Source organism: Phycisphaerae bacterium (genome assembly GCA_012729815.1).
Lineage (GTDB): Bacteria > Planctomycetota > Phycisphaerae > JAAYCJ01 > JAAYCJ01 > JAAYCJ01.
In genome coordinates this window covers 1-14,964 of the sequence record JAAYCJ010000308.1, presented here as the reverse complement: position 1 = coordinate 14,964, position 14,964 = coordinate 1, and the positions used below count along the sequence as shown (strand labels likewise).

General features: G+C 65.6%; 13 protein-coding genes. 11 read left to right on the top strand and 2 right to left on the bottom strand.

Annotated features, from left to right (window positions below):
• Positions 1-573: hypothetical protein (locus GXY33_20360; GenBank protein ID NLX07502.1), on the top strand; the 573-nt coding region annotated here is incomplete at its 5' end.
• Positions 574-659: 86 nt separating this feature from the next.
• The gene (locus GXY33_20355) at positions 660-2,690 is read left to right on the top strand and encodes a hypothetical protein (GenBank protein ID NLX07501.1); all 2,031 of its coding nucleotides are present in this window, start codon (positions 660-662) and stop codon (positions 2,688-2,690) included.
• Positions 2,691-3,223: 533 nt separating this feature from the next.
• Here GXY33_20355 and GXY33_20350 read toward each other — a convergent pair.
• Entirely contained in the window at positions 3,224-4,033 is an 810-nt protein-coding gene (locus GXY33_20350; protein NLX07500.1) for an MBL fold metallo-hydrolase, read from the bottom strand.
• 156 nt (positions 4,034-4,189) lie between these two features.
• Between GXY33_20350 and GXY33_20345 the strand changes: the two genes are divergently transcribed.
• The 3 genes from GXY33_20345 to GXY33_20335 all read left to right on the top strand — a co-directional run bounded on the left by GXY33_20345 (position 4,190) and on the right by GXY33_20335 (position 7,572).
• Complete coding sequence (locus tag GXY33_20345) at positions 4,190-5,215, top strand: dihydrodipicolinate synthase family protein (protein ID NLX07499.1); 1,026 nt, start codon at positions 4,190-4,192, stop codon at positions 5,213-5,215.
• An 84-nt stretch (positions 5,216-5,299) separates the two neighbouring features.
• A complete protein-coding gene (locus GXY33_20340) occupies positions 5,300-6,613 on the top strand; it encodes a YkgJ family cysteine cluster protein (GenBank protein ID NLX07498.1) in 1,314 nt (437 codons plus the stop codon).
• A gap of 92 nt (positions 6,614-6,705) precedes the next feature.
• Complete coding sequence (locus GXY33_20335; protein ID NLX07497.1) at positions 6,706-7,572, top strand: PAC2 family protein; 867 nt, start codon at positions 6,706-6,708, stop codon at positions 7,570-7,572.
• Positions 7,573-7,587: 15 nt separating this feature from the next.
• On the opposite strand, the gene GXY33_20330 is transcribed toward GXY33_20335, so the two are convergent.
• A complete protein-coding gene (locus GXY33_20330) occupies positions 7,588-8,529 on the bottom strand; it encodes a Gfo/Idh/MocA family oxidoreductase (GenBank protein ID NLX07496.1) in 942 nt (313 codons plus the stop codon).
• 206 nt (positions 8,530-8,735) lie between these two features.
• On the opposite strand from GXY33_20330, the gene GXY33_20325 reads away from it, so the two are divergent.
• The 6 genes from GXY33_20325 to GXY33_20300 form a co-directional block, all read left to right on the top strand.
• Positions 8,736-9,749, top strand: coding sequence for a GntR family transcriptional regulator (locus GXY33_20325; protein ID NLX07495.1), 1,014 nt, complete (start codon positions 8,736-8,738; stop codon positions 9,747-9,749).
• Positions 9,750-9,788: 39 nt separating this feature from the next.
• Positions 9,789-10,409 (top strand): phosphoribosylglycinamide formyltransferase, encoded by a 621-nt coding sequence (purN, locus tag GXY33_20320; GenBank protein NLX07494.1) that lies wholly within the window; start codon positions 9,789-9,791, stop codon positions 10,407-10,409.
• Between the two features lie 38 nt (positions 10,410-10,447).
• Complete coding sequence (locus tag GXY33_20315; protein ID NLX07493.1) at positions 10,448-11,437, top strand: LacI family transcriptional regulator; 990 nt, start codon at positions 10,448-10,450, stop codon at positions 11,435-11,437.
• A gap of 146 nt (positions 11,438-11,583) precedes the next feature.
• Entirely contained in the window at positions 11,584-13,356 is a 1,773-nt protein-coding gene (locus GXY33_20310; GenBank protein NLX07492.1) for a hypothetical protein, read from the top strand.
• On the top strand, positions 13,353-14,363 hold the full coding sequence (locus GXY33_20305) for an FAD-dependent oxidoreductase (protein ID NLX07491.1): 1,011 nt from the start codon (positions 13,353-13,355) through the stop codon (positions 14,361-14,363). Before GXY33_20310 ends, GXY33_20305 begins: the two co-directional genes overlap by 4 nt.
• Positions 14,364-14,482: 119 nt before the next feature.
• A partial coding sequence (locus GXY33_20300) for an alpha-glucosidase/alpha-galactosidase (GenBank protein ID NLX07490.1) occupies positions 14,483-14,964 on the top strand: 482 nt, incomplete at its 3' end.

Below are 14,964 nucleotides of genomic sequence, written 5' to 3'. Positions count from 1 at the left end.
TGGGGCACGTGCACGTCGTACTTCCCGACGTGGCATCCGTGGGAGGACTACCGCGAGTTCTACGTGTCGGACAAGGCGTCGGGCGGAGCCAATATCGACATGATCGGCCACGAGTTCCAGTGGCTGGTGTGGCTGCTGGACAGCCCGGTGGCCGCGGTCAACGCGCGGGCCTCGCGGCGGAGCGACCAGGAGCTCAAACCCGGTTCGTACGACAGCTACGAGATCATCGCCGAGTTCGCCAGCGGCCTGCAGATCTCGATGCACTTCGACGGTGTCAACCGCGGCTTGGAGCGCGGCGTGTGGCTGGCGGGCAACGCCGGGACGGTGCACTGGGACCTGCGCGGGCCGAAGGCGTCGCGGTTCGACCGCGAGCGGAACGCGTGGGTGGCCGAAGGGCCCGAACAATTCGAGTACGAGCAGGCGTACGTCCGCGAGGTCGGGCATTTCATCGAGTGCATCCGAGGCCGGGCCGAGTGGCCGATCGCCTTCGAGCGGGCGATCAATGTGGTCAAACTGATCGCCGCGGTCGAGCAGAGCGTCAGCCGGTTCGGCGGACGGGTGTTCGTCGAGTGAACAAAGCTTGCCAAAACGCCACGCCGCGGAAATCATACCCGCTGGCGCCATGCGGAGAAATCGCAGCCTGACCGACGGAGACGATCATGGATCTGGTTTTCAAGTGCGACACGACGAACGACCTGTACCGGGTGCTCTCGGCGATGGGCCTCTCGTTCCCACGATACGACAGCACGGCTGAGGCGGTGGCGGCGGCGCCCAACGGAGCGGGAGTGCTCGTCCTGGCCGACCAATACCCGCAGCCGACGGAAACGATCGGCGAGGAACTGCTGGACCGGGCGGCGGCCAAGGGCCTGCGGCTGTACGTGGAGTATCCGCAAACTCTGGCCGGGCTCGATTTGGGCGAGCCGAAGGCGACACAGTGGGAGCGGGTGGTGGTCGCCTCGGACTTTTTCGCCCCCGGTGTCGAGCCGATGGCGGTGCTGGCCCAGCACGGCTGCTGGTTCCTGCCCGCGCAGGCGGCCAAACCGCACATGGTGGTCGTGAAGGTGGCCGGCTATCGCCAAGCGGCATTTGGCCTGCCGGACGAACGCTGGCCGATCCTGTTCGAGCTGCCCGGCCGGCCGGTCCTGGTCGCCACGAGCAAGCTGAGCCAGTTCGTCACCGCCCGGTACGGCCCGATCGAAAGCTGGAAGGTGATCTGGGAGCGAATCCTCGGTTGGCTGGGCGGTGCGACCGACGTGCCGTGCCTCAAGTGGTCGCCGGCGGTCGACGTCGAATTCGGCCCGGAAGACCCGCTGCCAAACGACGTGGAGGTTGCGGCGTTCGCCCGGTCGGCGAAATGGTTCGCCGACCAGGTGGTGGCGAGCATCGACTGGAAGAAGTTCGCGATCGAAGGCTTTGAGGCGATCATCGACCACGAAGGCCGTCAAATGGTCCGGCCCTGGATCCGCGGCGACTGCACGGGCGAAAGCGCAATGGTCTTCGCGTGGGATTGGGCGGTAACCCGAAACCCCAACAGCCGCCGGACGGCTTCGGCGATGCTGGACTACGTCTGGTCGGCCCCCGATTTCCGCCACGACGACCCGGAGAGCCCGTCCTACGGCCTGAACAACTGGTCCGAGCGGAACCCCGCTTTCTACGGTGACGACAACGCCCGCGTCATCATGCCCTCGATGGTCGCCGCCAAGCTTCTCGGCGAGACGCGGTGGGACGAGCACATTCTCCGCTGCACGCTGGCCAACTTCCGCACCACCGGCCCGCTGGGCTTCCGCGAGAGCCGCCTCGACTATCCCGGCTCGTTCACCGACGGGCGCGACTGGGCCTATTGGTACGAGCACGAGACCGTGAGCTACTCGCCCCATTACCAAGCCTACCCGTGGGCGATGTTCCTTTGGACGCACGCCCTGACCGGACACGAACAGATGCTGGCACGGACCAAAACGGCCCTGCGGATGACGATGGAGGTCTACCCGAAACTCAAGTGGACCAACGGCCTGACGCAGGAGATGGCCCGCCTCCTGCTGCCGCTGGCGTTCCTGGTCCGAATCGAAGACACCGCCCAGCACCGCCAATGGCTCAATCGCGTCGCCGACGATCTGCTCGCGCAGATGCAGCCGTGCGGTGCCATCCGCGAACTGCTCGGCCCGCTGGCCGATGGCTCCTATCCGCCGCCGCAGTCGAACGAGCGCTACGGCACGGACGAAGCGTCGCTGATCCAGGAAAACGGCGATCCCGCCTGCGACCTGCTCTACACCACCAACTACGCCCTGCTCGGACTGCACGAAGCCGCCGCCGCCACCGGCGACCGGAAGCTCACCGAAGCAGCCGACCGCCTGACGCGGTTCCTCTGCCGCATCCAGGTCCGATCGACCGCCCAACCGTACCTCAGCGGCGCCTGGATGCGGGCCTTCGACTACGAGTTGTGGGAGTACTGGGGCAGTTCCGCCGACCTCGGCTGGGGCGCCTGGTGTGTCGAAACCGGCTGGACCAACGCCTGGATCGCCGCTGTCCTGGCCATGCGCCAGAAGGGCGAAAGCCTCTTCGACCTTGCCCTCGCCTCCCGCTTCAAACAACTGATGCCGAAGCTGATCGCCGAAATGTTCGACCGAAGCAAAGGCAAAAAGGTGACAGTAACGCCGGTGCGACCAACCTCCGTCCCCGGCGCGGAACAGTAGCATTCCGCCGAGATCCCTGGGCCGTCTGCGGGATTTCCATAGGAATCCCTATCGGCGTCTCTGCCTGCGCCTCAAAAACCGCCGATTTGCCTCCGCAACAAACCCATGCTATCTTTATCCGGCGGGAACACGCCCGCGCGTCGCCCCGCGCGACGCTTGACAACTCCATACCCGTCCGATTGGGGGGGAGGCGTCTTCCTCCCGTTCGCCTGATCGCGACAAATCGCACAAATTGTACAAAACCCCGCCAGGCACCGCTCCCAGACCAATTGTATGTTCTGTACAAAACGCACATTCGGCTGCCGCTCGGTTCAACCGGCCGACTCCCTCGACCGCGACAGGGTCGGACAGGACGTACGAATTGTACAAAACCCGCGCCTGGACGAGATCCGCCAGCCACGACCTCGAAATCCTGGACCTGCAGGATCGCACATTTTGTACAAGACGTACATCCCCCTCTTCCTGATCGGCCTGCTCTCTGTCTCCACGCCTTCTCCGCGTGGTCCGCGTGCTCCGTGCCGCTCTTGCAAAGGTCAGCGGCTGATCCAGACCGCCTCGAAAGGCTTGCCGATCCAGTACTTCTGCCCGGGATACTTGGCCGACAGGTAGTCCGCGAAGAGCCGCGGGTCCTCCGTGTTGTACGCGAACATCCCGTAGTGAGCGGGGCAGCCGAGCTTCGGCTCCGCCATGCCGACCAGGTCCGCCGCCTCCTGGTAGGTCAGGTTGCCGATCGTGTTGCGCCGATAGCGGACCCCGTCCCGCCCGTTGATCGGCACGAACATCAGATCGAGCGAACACTCCTTCAGCCGCCCCAGCAGGCCGTCGTAGTAGCACGTGTCGCCCGCGTGATAGACGGTAAACCCATCGACCATGATGACATAGCCGATGTACTGAAACCCTGTCTCAGCGTCGTACTCCAGCCTTTCATGGGCTGAGGGAATCGAGCAAACGTGGAGCGTCCCGTCCTCAAAGGCGTTCTCGCCGTCCATCAGCACCAGCCTCGCCGCGTCGATGCCAAGGTCGCTCGCCTTCTCGCGGAGATGCTTGGGGATAAAGAACCGCGTTCGCTCGTTAAGCGGGGCGATACGGGCAAGCGAGGACTGATCAAAATGGTCCGTATGATCGTGCGTGGCGAAGATGGAGCCGAAGAAATCGCAATCCTCCGGCTTCGGCAGCGGCGGCACGATGCGGCGAGGATCCTCCTTGAGGTACAGGTCGAGCCCGAGGATGTGGTTGGCCGTCTTGATGATCCAGCTCTGCTGACCGAGCCACCAGAAGGCCAGCCGGTCCGGCGGAACCCGAAGCTCGATGATCTCCTGACGGAAAGCCTGTGACGTCTTCATGCAAAACCCCTTGCTGGACGCGATGTTGGCCGGATTATAGCGGAGCCGGAAAGGCCCGGCAAGGCACGGCCGAAGGATTTGCGGTTGCCCGTCACGCGGGGGCTGTTAGAATGGCGTCTTGGATTCCGGTACTGGCGATCAAACGAAAGGAATGCCATGAGCGATCAGGCGGTTTCGCAGCGACGGTTGGCGTTGATCCGGGAGCGGCTGGGCAATCCGCCGGCGCGGCTGTGGTGCGCCCTGCTGACGCCGTATCGGCAGGTAAACGGCCGGTTGGAGATCGACGCCGAGCACCTGACCGCGCACCTGCGGACGATCGCGCCCTACGTGGGCGGCCTGCTGGTGGCTGGCTCGACCGGCGACGGCTGGGACATGAGCAACGACCAGTTTCGCCGGCTGGTGGAACTGACGGCGGACGAGACCATCGTGCCGCGGCGAATTCCCAAGCTCTACGGCATCCTCGGCGCCACGACCGAAATCGTGCTCGAAAAAGCCCGCATCGCCCGGTCGGTCGTCGGCGAGGCCGAGGCCATGTTCACCGCCTGTCCGCCCATCGGCGAGCACCACAGCCTCGATGCCATTGAGGCCCATTATCATAGGGTGCTCGATACGCTGAAGGCCCCGATCTCGCTGTACGAACTGCCGCAGATCACCAGGAACCACGTGGCGCCGGAACTCCTGCAGCGGCTGGCCGCCCGCTATCCGCACCTGGTGATGCTCAAGGATACCAGCGGGGCCGACGCGGTGGCGACCGCGGGCCTCGACTACGGCGGCGTATTCCTCGTGCGCGGCGCCGAGAGCGACTACGCCTCGCACCTCAAGCCAATGGGCGGGGCCTATGACGGCCTGCTGCTCAGCTCCGGCAACACCTTTACGCCGATCCTGAGTCAGATCCTTACCGCGGTCGAGCAGGGCCGGCGCGAAGAGGCCCTGTCGCACTCCAAGCGCCTCACCGGAGTCATGACGCGAATGCTCAGCGCCGCTGACGGGCTCCCGTTCGGCAACATGTTCGCCAACGGCAACCGCGCCGTCGATCACATGCTCGCCCACGGCGAGAAGTGGCGAGACGTGCCGGGCCCGTACGCGTTCACCGGCCAGGCGATCGACCGGCAGGTCATGGAGCAGATCGAGGTGGTGCTCAAGGACGAAAACCTGCTGCCGCAGAAGGGCTACATGGCGTAGCCGCCGCACCGGGCGCAGCTTAAGTCATGGCCCTGGACTTCCGATAACGCCATATGCAGGTGAGGCTTTCCGGAGGTCCAGATCATGACCGATAAGCGAACCCAACAGATCGACGAATCGATCCGGTTTTCCTGTCAAAGCTGCACCGCGTGCTGCAATCAGCCGTGGCGCACCTCCATCGAAACCGACAAGGCCCATGCCCTCGACGCCCACGACTGGGGCAAATACCCGCAGCTTGCCGGCAGGGCGTTCTACAATCCGCCGGCCGACGGACGCCCCGGGTATTACGATCTGGCCAAGGGCGAAGGCAACAAGTGCCTCTTCCTGGACACCGACGGTCTGTGCATCATCCACAAGGAGATGGGCCCAGCCGCCAAGCCGACCATGTGCCGGCAATTCCCGCTGATGGTTTCTCGGACCTGGACCGAGGACCGGGTCTCCACGAGCTTCGGGTGTCCCGCCGTGCGGAATTGCCAGGGCCAGCCGCTGACCGAACAGCGGGTCGAGATCGAAGAACTGATCCCGTTGGGCCAGATCGCCTACAAGCCCGATGCTCCGCTGGTGCTCGATACGGTCTGCCGCCTCGACCCAGCCGAAGGCGACGCCCTCTGCGAAAGGGCGGTCCGCATCTTCGACTCCAGCCGGGACGGTGATATATGGCAGCGGTTTGGGCAGTTGCTGGCTCTGCTCGCGGCGGTGCGGGTGCTCAAGGCCCAGGGCCAGGCGTCCGGTGTGAACCTGCTCGAATCGCTGCGTTCGGATCAGCCGCTTCCCGAGACGCCGGAGGTCGGCGAAATCCTGGCCTGGCCGGAGGCGAAACTGGCCCCGATGTCCGTGCGTTTCCTCTTCGCCGCCACGCTGTTTCCCGACGTCCTGCCGATCGGGGCGACCGGTTCGCTGGGTTTCCTGCGGCGGCTGAAACTGGTGCCGAAGCTTCTGGCGCTGGCCAAGCTGTCCGGCCGGTATTCGTCGCGGATGCTGGGTTGCGAGGTCTCGATCGATCAGACGCTTTCGCACCCGGTCGAGCCGGAGATGACGGACGGGGCTTGCGATCTTCTGCTGCGCTATTATCGCTCGCGGCTGTGGCAGCGTTTCCCCGCCGGGACGTGCCTGACCGTGGTGGCGGGCATTCATCAGCACATCCACGACCTGAACGCGGTCATTTTCCTGAGCCGCGCGCTGGCCCTGGACGAGGGCCGGTCGGTGCTCGATGAGGACCTGGTCGGACGAAGCCTGGCGATGGTCGAGTTCCACCTGGCCAACCAGACGCGGCTCTACTCGCACACGCTCAAGGGCCATCTCAAGTCGTCGCTGGACGACCTGATGCTGGCGGCGAAAAGCCTGCGGCTCATGGCGCTTCGGGTCGAAGAGCCGGTGCTGGAAGCGGTGGGCGCGTAGGACGAACGCGGGAAGCATTGCGGTTTGCTCCCTTTCTGCATACACTTTCTTGGTGAGAGTGAGTGTAGGAGGTCCGCGGAAAGGGGGTTGTCGTGGGCGAGTTGTTGAGGCTTCACGATCGGCCGAGGCTGACCGACGGCCGAATGGTTATGGCGCTGGACGGCTGGATGGACGGGGGCGAGATTTCGACGGGCACGGCTGAGTACCTGCTCCGAAAGCTCGACGCGGCCAGGATCGGCGAAATCGATTCGGAAGACTTCTACATCCTCAGCTTTCCCGGACCGATGGAGGTCTCAGCCCTGTTTCGCCCGCACACGCGGATTCGCGACGGCAGCGTGGTCTCGCTGAGCTCGCCGCAGAACGTCATCTACTGCAGCCAGGCCCACAACCTGGTCTTTCTCAAAGGCCGAGAGCCGAATCTCAGGTGGTCGCGGTACCTCGACGAGGTCTTGGACCTGGCGGTGGGGCTGGGGGTGACGTTGATCTGCTTCGTCGGCAGCGTGGCGGGCATGGTGCCGCACACGCGGGAACCCCGTTACTTCGCTTCGATCTCCGATCCGACGCTGCGGCCGATGCTGGATCGCTGCGGGATCAAGCTCTCCAACTACGAGGGCCCGGCCAGCATCATCACCCAGATGATCTTGGCTGCGCCGCAGCGGGATATCCGGATGATGAGCCTGGTGGCTGAGATTCCCGCCTACGTCCAGGGGCGGAACGCCCGGTGCATCGAATCGGCGGTGCGTAAGGTCGCCGGACTGCTCGACCTGTCGGTGGAGTTCGATGATCTGCGCCAGGCCGCCGACGAACTGGAAAAGAAGCTCAACGACATCGTCGAAGGCCGAGAAGAACTGGCGACGTACATCAAGAAGCTCGAGGAAGACTACGACAACCAGGTCTTCGACACCCAGATGGGCGACCTGAAGCAGTGGCTCGAGCAGCAGGGCATCCGCCTGGACTAAGAGCGTCGGCGGCTGCTATCCGCCCATCCTCGCCCGCCGATACTCGATGGCGAACTGCGCGCCGTCGTAGCCCGGATCGTCTTGCCGCAGATCGGTCAGGAAGACCTCGCCGCCGCCGGAGAGCCACGACATGCGAGCCGCCATGGCGGTCAGTTCCGGCTCCAGAAGCTGATCCATCGGCAGAGGCGGGTTCTTTTCCTTGCCGGTCAGGTAGGGCAGCGTGGCCTCCAGAAGCGAGCGGTAAAGGATGGTGTTGTCGGTCGTGATCTGGCTGACGCCTTTGTCCGTTACAGCGGTGATGTAGAAGGGAATCCACGCCTGCTGCCCGACTGACAGCAGACCGACACGCCCGTCGGACCAGGTGACCTGCACGTGCTTCTGGCCGCTGGCGCCAAGATAGCGAACCGATCGGACACCGGGCCCCATCAGGCACGCGAGCAGGGCGTAGGCGTGAATGCCGTAGTTGAATTCGTCGGTCCCGCAGCCGGCAAACGCGGTATGGACGGTCCCGCGCTCCGAAACCGGCTTGGCGAGATACTGGCCGACCTCGTAATTGAATCGCAGGCTCGATCCGCCGGTGATCCGCGCGCCCTGTTTGGCCCAGTCACGAAGCTGGTTGGCGTCGCGGAGGTTGCCAACCATGGGCTTATCGATCAGGACTGATTTGCCCGCGTTCACGAAGGGCGCAGCCTGTTCGAGGTGGCGATCCCAGTTGGCGGTGTGGACGATCACGCCGTCGACCAGTTCGAGCATGTCCTCGATACGATCGACCGGCTGGGCGATCTGGTGTTCCTTGCAGAAGGTCTTGGCGAAACCGGCCTCGCGGGTCTCGCCGCTGTCCCAGGCGGCGACGACCTCAGTGTCCACCAGCTTTCTGGCGGTCAGGTCCCGGATGACCGGAACCCAGCTCTGCGGGTGAGAGGTGCACAGACCAACCAGACCGATCCGAAACGACATGGTCGCCTCCAGGCTTCAATAGGATCTTGTTCGGGCGGCGGGATTACACGCCGCCGGGGTTCGCCAAACTGCACATATGCCAGTATAGCCAGTATGGCCGGGGCCGTCAATGGCAAAAGCAGAGCAAGTCCCATATGCGTTTTCTCCAAAGGCATCGAACCCGGAAAGGGTTGATTTCCCGGCTGTGCTGCTGTATATAGTCAGGTATGGACGTACCCAAATACCAGCAGATCGTCAATGACCTGGTCCGCCGGATTCGCAGCGGGGGGCTGGCCCCCGGAGCCAAGCTGCCGGGCCATCAGAAGCTGGCTCGCCAGTTCGGCGTCTCGTCCATCACGGCCGAGCGAGCCCTGGCCGAGCTGTCGCGAATGGGCGTGGTGGAACGGCGGGAGCGGGCCGGCAGCTACGTGATCGGGCCCTCCCGGTCGGTCTCGCGGGTCTACGTGGTGGTCGAACAGGACATCGCCTCCAGCACGCTGCAGTTGCAGGACTACTGGCGGGCGATCCTGGCCCAGGCCCAGACGTTAAGGCTTCCGGTGCAGATCGTGCAGGCCGACGATCCGGGCCTGGACGAGATGGTGGGCATAAGGGGCTATAACGGCCAGGGGCTGATCCTGCTGGGCCGGGTTTCGGAGCGGCTGGCGGTGGACGCTGAGAGGCATGGCATCCCGTGCCTGTACCTCGGGGCTGAGTACAGTAATCGAGCGTTCTGCGTGCTGGAGGACCGCCGGGGGGCGTGCCGTGAGCTGGCCAGAGTCCTGATCAACGACGGCGGCCGGCGGATCGGTTTTGTGGGGCATCTGGGGGCGTCGAACCACCGGCTGGCTCGTGACGGATACCTTGAGGCGACTGAGCCGCTGGGGATCGGGCATCGGTACATCCGCGACGCGGAGACCGACAACGTAGCCGCGGTGGTGGGGGAACTGCTGGCTGAGGACATCGGCCTGGACTCCCTGATCGTGATGGGGGCGAACCTGCCGGTGGCGGCGATTCCGGTGGTCCTGGGTTCGCCGCGGCGGGTGACGCTGGGTTTCCTGACGGAAAACTCCACCGTGCTGCACCTTGGCAACGTGGCCTACATCGCGTACTATAGTCAGATCGAAACGGGCAAGCTGGCGTTCGAGGTACTCGAGGACATCGCGGCCGGGCGGCTGAGCGAGCCGGCGGTGCGGTACAGCGGCTTTCAGATCTTAAGACCCGGCCAGAAGCCGGCCTCGTAGCGATTGCACGGCGGCAGACGATCCGACGGAAGGAGAACGATGGGCACGATACGGCTGGCGGTTCTGATCAGCGGCGGCGGCAGGACCATGGAGAATTTCATCGCGCTGAGCCGCAGCGGCAGACTGCCCGCGACGGTGGAACTGGTGGTCTCGTCCCGCGCCGGCGCCGGCGGGGTCCAGCGGGCGCAGGACGCCGGAGTCCGGACGGTCGTCGTGCCGCGCAAGGGCAAGAGCCTGCAGGAGTTCAGCGAGGCGATCACCGCGGAACTGGACAAGGCGCGGCCCGATCTGATCTGCCTGGCGGGGTTCCTGAGCATGTACACCATTGCGCCGCAGTATACGGGGAAGGTGATGAACATCCACCCGGCGCTGCTGCCCGCATTCGGCGGGCAGGGCATGTACGGCCATCACGTGCATGAAGCGGTGCTCGAAATGGGCTGTAAGGTCACGGGCTGCACCGTGCATTTTGCGGACAACCAATACGACCACGGGCCGATCATCATCCAGCGGACGGTCCCGGTGCTGGACGACGATACGCCGGACACGCTGGCGGACCGGGTTTTCGAGCAGGAGACGATTGCCTATCCGGAGGCGGTCCGGCTGTTCGCGGCGGGGCGGCTGCGGATCGAGGGACGCCGAGTGCGGACGCGGCTGGGATAGGGCCGGCGGCGGATGCGGAACGGTTTGAGAATCGGCGAATGAAGAAAGGCAACGTGACATTACAGGACATCGCCCGGCGGGCCGGGTGTTCGGCCAATACGGTCAGCCTGTCCCTTCGCGACTCGCCGCGGATATCCAAGGCGATGCGGGCCCGCGTGCAGAAACTGGCTGAGGAGCTGAACTATGCGCCGAACTACGCGGCCCAGAATCTGCGGCGGCGGCGGAGCGGGTTGATCGGCATCCACCTGGCCCAGGCGCTGCATGACGCGGTGCGGACGGAGATGGTCAATCGGCTGCTGGATGAACTGCACACGGCGGAGTACCGGCCGGTGCTGGGGATCGGCGAGGGAACGGAGCAGGACTGGTGCGCGTCGCCGTGGATCGAGACGTTCCGCCAGTTGCAGGTCGAGGCGCTGGTGGTCATCGCCTCGCACGTGACGCACCTGCCGGAGTGGGCGGGCGATCTGCCGGTGGTGCTGTTGGGATGCGAGCCGGACGACTCGCTGCCGTGCGACTACCTGGCCCTGGACCGGGCGGCGGCGGGCCGCACGGCGGTCGAGCATCTGCTTTCGCGAGGCCATCGGGACATCCTGGTCGCCTGTTCGCCGCGGTACAGTTTTACGGACGGATGCATCGCCGCCATCCGTGAGGCGCGGGCCAAGGCACACTTCCATCAGGATGCGGGAGATTTGCGCTGGGCCGAAGACGGCTTGAGGTTCGCCCGCCAGATCGCGGACCAGCGCGCGGCGGCGACGGCGACGGTTTTCGGCGATTCCGGCCTGGCTGCCGGGTACGTCCGCGGCCTGATCGACGCGGGCATTCGCGTGCCGGACGAGATGGCGGTGGCGGCGTACGACTACTTCCCGTGGGCGGGGATGCTGGCGGTCCCGCTGACCACGGTGGAGCAGCCGATCGCGCGGATGGCACCAGCCGCCGTCGAGTTGGTCAAGAACCGTCTGGCCCATCCCAAGGCGCCGCCGGTTCACCTTGTGCAGGACCATGTTCTGATGGTCCGCCAGTCGAGTTGACCGAACGGCGATGAGGCTTTTCCGGAATGACCTGATCGCACTCTGCGTTTTGCGCCCATCGGATGCGGTTGCGGTTCGATTGCAGTTGCATGGCAAGGCGGCAAACCGTAAGATCGGAGCGACCTGTTTGGACGGGCATCAAACGCATGAGACGTGACATCCAAGCGAAGCTGGCTTTCGCCGTTATCCTGGTTGCGACGCTGCTGTTCGCCTACTGGGTGCAGATGCGCCGCACGCGGGGGCTGCGCCTCGATCTGGACCAGACGGTGGCGGTGGCGTCGGGACGGGTGACGCTGGGAATCGACTCGAACTGGACGGGGATCCCTGAGCCGGACCTGCCGACGGGGGCGGTGGCCGGCTGGAACGCCTCGGCCGGGGAGATTCCGGTCGAAGTCTACGTGGGATTGCGCGAGGCCGGCCTGGATTCGCTGGCGTACGAGTTCCTCGACAGTCTCGATCGGTACACCGAAGCGGCGACGCGGGCGACGGTGGCTCAGGCGGATTACGAGAAGGACCTCGCGCCGCTGGATGGGCTGGGCCGGACCCGCGGCTGGGCCGTGCTGTCACGAGGCCAGGCGGTCTATTCGATCGCCATCGAGGTGGTGGCCCTGCCGGACGGCGGCACGGTGGACGTGGCGGTGCTGGCGGGCACAGCGTCCGCGGCACAGGCCCGGCAGTGGGTCGAGCAACTCAGCGGAAGCCTGAAGGTGTCGCTGCCGGAGGCGGCAGCGACGGCTGCGGCGGGCGAACCGGTGGAGGTCGGCGGCTGGCGTGTGGCCTTCGAAGGGCCGGTCTACGTATGTCCGGATCAGGAGGGGACGGTCACGTGGGTGATGCCGCGAGGGGCCTCATCGTCGGCGTTCTGGTCGGCCCAGTTCAAACCGCTGGCCCTGCCGGACTATCGGGAACCGGAACAACTCATCGCCGACGGTCTGCTCTCGGCGCTGAGCCTCGGTGAGCCGCTGGCGATATCGCGACTGCCCGGGGCCGATGATCCGGCGATCTACAAGGGCTTCGTCCGCTACGGGCGGGACATGCCCGGCTATCAGAATCTGATCTACCTGGGCGTGGCCGAAGGCGGTGCGGCGCTTCTGGGCCAGGTGGGGCTGGGAACCGGCCCCCTTGCCGAGACGGCGGCGGTTTTCGACCGGGTCGTCTCGGGCCTGAAGTTCGGCGGCGATACGGCTGAGGAACCGATGCCTCTGGACGTGCGGGCGATCCTGGCGGCGGCGGACGTCGACGCCCTGGCGGATCGGGCTTCCGGCTGGTTCGAGGTTCGGATCGGCGACCAGCCGATCGGGTTTCTCATGTCCGCGATCCAAACGTCGGGCCGGACGGACCGGATAAACGCGTCGAACTTCCTCTTCATTCAGCGCGGCGAGCTCGAGTACGAACAGGGGACCGTGGCGGAGTTCACCGGCGACCTGAGCGCCGGGCGGACCGCGGTCACGCTGGCCATTTCGGTCGGCCGGCAGCGGCACTCGGTCGCCCGAAAGGTGGAGTTTGACGAGCGGACAATCGAAATGCTCGGGGTGATCAACCGGCAGCGGATGACGTTGAACCTGGAACGCCCCAAGGAGTTTGTCTGCGACGGCGCGGACCTGCTGCTGATCGCGGCCTTGGCGGAGGCGGGTTCGCCGCAATCCGGCTACGCAAGCCGCCCGACGGACCTTTCGACGGCGCTGTCGGCGATGCGGATCGACCTGCTGCCGGATGCGACGGTCGCGACGCTGAACGACTATGAGTTTGAGCGGGCCCGGTATCTCTTCGATGAGGAGGGGGTCTGGCAAGGCATCCGGTTCGGCCCCGATCTGGTCTGGACGCGGGTCGAGGAGCGCGACGTGGCCGGTCGCTATCCCGCCCAGTATCGGCGGGCCGTCCGGTGGGTACTTCGAGCAGTTGGAGGTGATCGGATATGAGCGAGCAACGCGAATACGACGTGGCCATCATCGGCGGCGGCCCGGCGGGACTGGCGGCCGCCCTTTACACGGCCCGCGACCGCTTCAGAACGGTGGTGCTGGACAAGATGCTGCCGGGCGGGCAGATCAACGACACCGACCGGATCGAGAACTATCCGGGCCACATCAAGATCAGCGGCCCGGACCTGGTGGCGAGGATGGTCGAGCAGTGTACCAACTTCGGCGCGGAGATTCGGCAGTTGGCGGAGGTGACCGGCATTGAACGCCTCGACGACCGGCGCTGCGTCATCGGTATCGGCGACGAGGGCGAGCGGATCGCCGCGCGGTCGGTCATCCTGACGCCCGGCAGCCGATACCGGCACCTGGGCGTCCAGGGCGAGGAGGAGTTCCGCAGCGCCGGGGCGGGCGTCAGCTATTGCGGAACCTGCGACGCCCCGTTCTTCGAGGGCAAGATCGTGGTCAGCGTCGGCGGCGGCAACACCGCGCTCGAGGAAACGATCCACCTGGCCAAGTTCGCGGCCAAGGTCTGTCTGGTGCACCGCCGGCGGGAGTTTCGCGGCGACGCGGTGCTGGTCGAAGAGCTCAAGGATTTGATCGAACGGGGCGGCAACATCGAACTCGTCCTGGATACGATCGTCACGAGCATCGAGGGCGAGAAGCGCGTCGGGTACGTGCGGACCAAGGACCTGCGGACGGCGGCGGAGGGGCGGATCGACTGCGACGGCGTTTTCGTCTTCATCGGCACGGTGCCCAACACCGACTTCCTGAGGGGCTTTGTGGAGCTCGACGAGACCGGGCACATCCAGTGCGACCCGTGGTGCCTGTGCACCTCCCAGCGGGGCGTGTTTACCGCCGGCGATTGCCGCGTAGGCAACGTGGCCCAACTGGCGACCGCCTGCGGCGACGGCGTGGCGGCGGCCATGCGGGTCAAACGCTACCTGAAGGATCCGGGCTGGTGGAAGAGCCTCGATATCGCACCGAAGGCGCCGCTGGCGATGGAGCGGTGAGCGGGTCGCGGGCCGCCGGTTGTGTGTCGCCGGAGCGGCGATGTTGATATTTGCCGGCGGATCGGTATGATCTTGCCGTACGTAACGAAGCCTTGAAGACGAGCGTGGAGAATACCTTGATGGGACCGAAGATTGCGTTTATCGGGGCGGGGAGTTTCATCTTTGCGCGGACGATCATTACCGACCTGATGTGCTTTCCGGAGCTGCGGGACGTTCGGCTGTCGCTGATGGACGTGGACCGCGAGCGGCTGGCGGTCAGCGAGAACCTGGCGCGGCAGGTGATCGCCCAGGTCAAGGCGCCGGCGACGGTGACGGCGACGACGGACCGGCATGCGGCGCTGGAAGGGGCGGACTACGTGGTGGCGATGTTCGAGCCGGACGGACTGGCGGCGCGCAAGACGGAGATCGAGGCGCCGCTGACGTTCGGGGTGCCGCAGTGCGTGGGCGATACGCTCGGGCCGGGCGGGATATTCAAGGGCATCCGGACGGCGACGGTGCTGTTGGACGTGGCGCGGGACATGGAGCGGCTGTGTCCGGACGCGCTGCTGATGAACTACGTGAATCCGATGGCGATCAACTGCTGGGCGGTGAACCGGCTGAC

Bases quoted from the DNA above. Each gene is read 5' to 3' on its own strand.
- GXY33_20345 (NLX07499.1), top strand. From the start codon at position 4,190: ATGAGCGATCAGGCGGTTTCGCAGCGACGGTTGGCGTTGATCCGGGAG.
- GXY33_20330 (NLX07496.1), bottom strand. From the start codon at position 8,529: ATGTCGTTTCGGATCGGTCTGGTTGGTCTGTGCACCTCTCACCCGCAG.
- purN (NLX07494.1), top strand. From the start codon at position 9,789: ATGGGCACGATACGGCTGGCGGTTCTGATCAGCGGCGGCGGCAGGACC.
- GXY33_20310 (NLX07492.1), top strand. From the start codon at position 11,584: ATGAGACGTGACATCCAAGCGAAGCTGGCTTTCGCCGTTATCCTGGTT.
- GXY33_20350 (NLX07500.1), bottom strand. From the start codon at position 4,033: ATGAAGACGTCACAGGCTTTCCGTCAGGAGATCATCGAGCTTCGGGTT.
- GXY33_20315 (NLX07493.1), top strand. From the start codon at position 10,448: ATGAAGAAAGGCAACGTGACATTACAGGACATCGCCCGGCGGGCCGGG.
- GXY33_20305 (NLX07491.1), top strand. From the start codon at position 13,353: ATGAGCGAGCAACGCGAATACGACGTGGCCATCATCGGCGGCGGCCCG.
- GXY33_20355 (NLX07501.1), top strand. From the start codon at position 660: ATGGATCTGGTTTTCAAGTGCGACACGACGAACGACCTGTACCGGGTG.
- GXY33_20325 (NLX07495.1), top strand. From the start codon at position 8,736: ATGGACGTACCCAAATACCAGCAGATCGTCAATGACCTGGTCCGCCGG.
- GXY33_20340 (NLX07498.1), top strand. From the start codon at position 5,300: ATGACCGATAAGCGAACCCAACAGATCGACGAATCGATCCGGTTTTCC.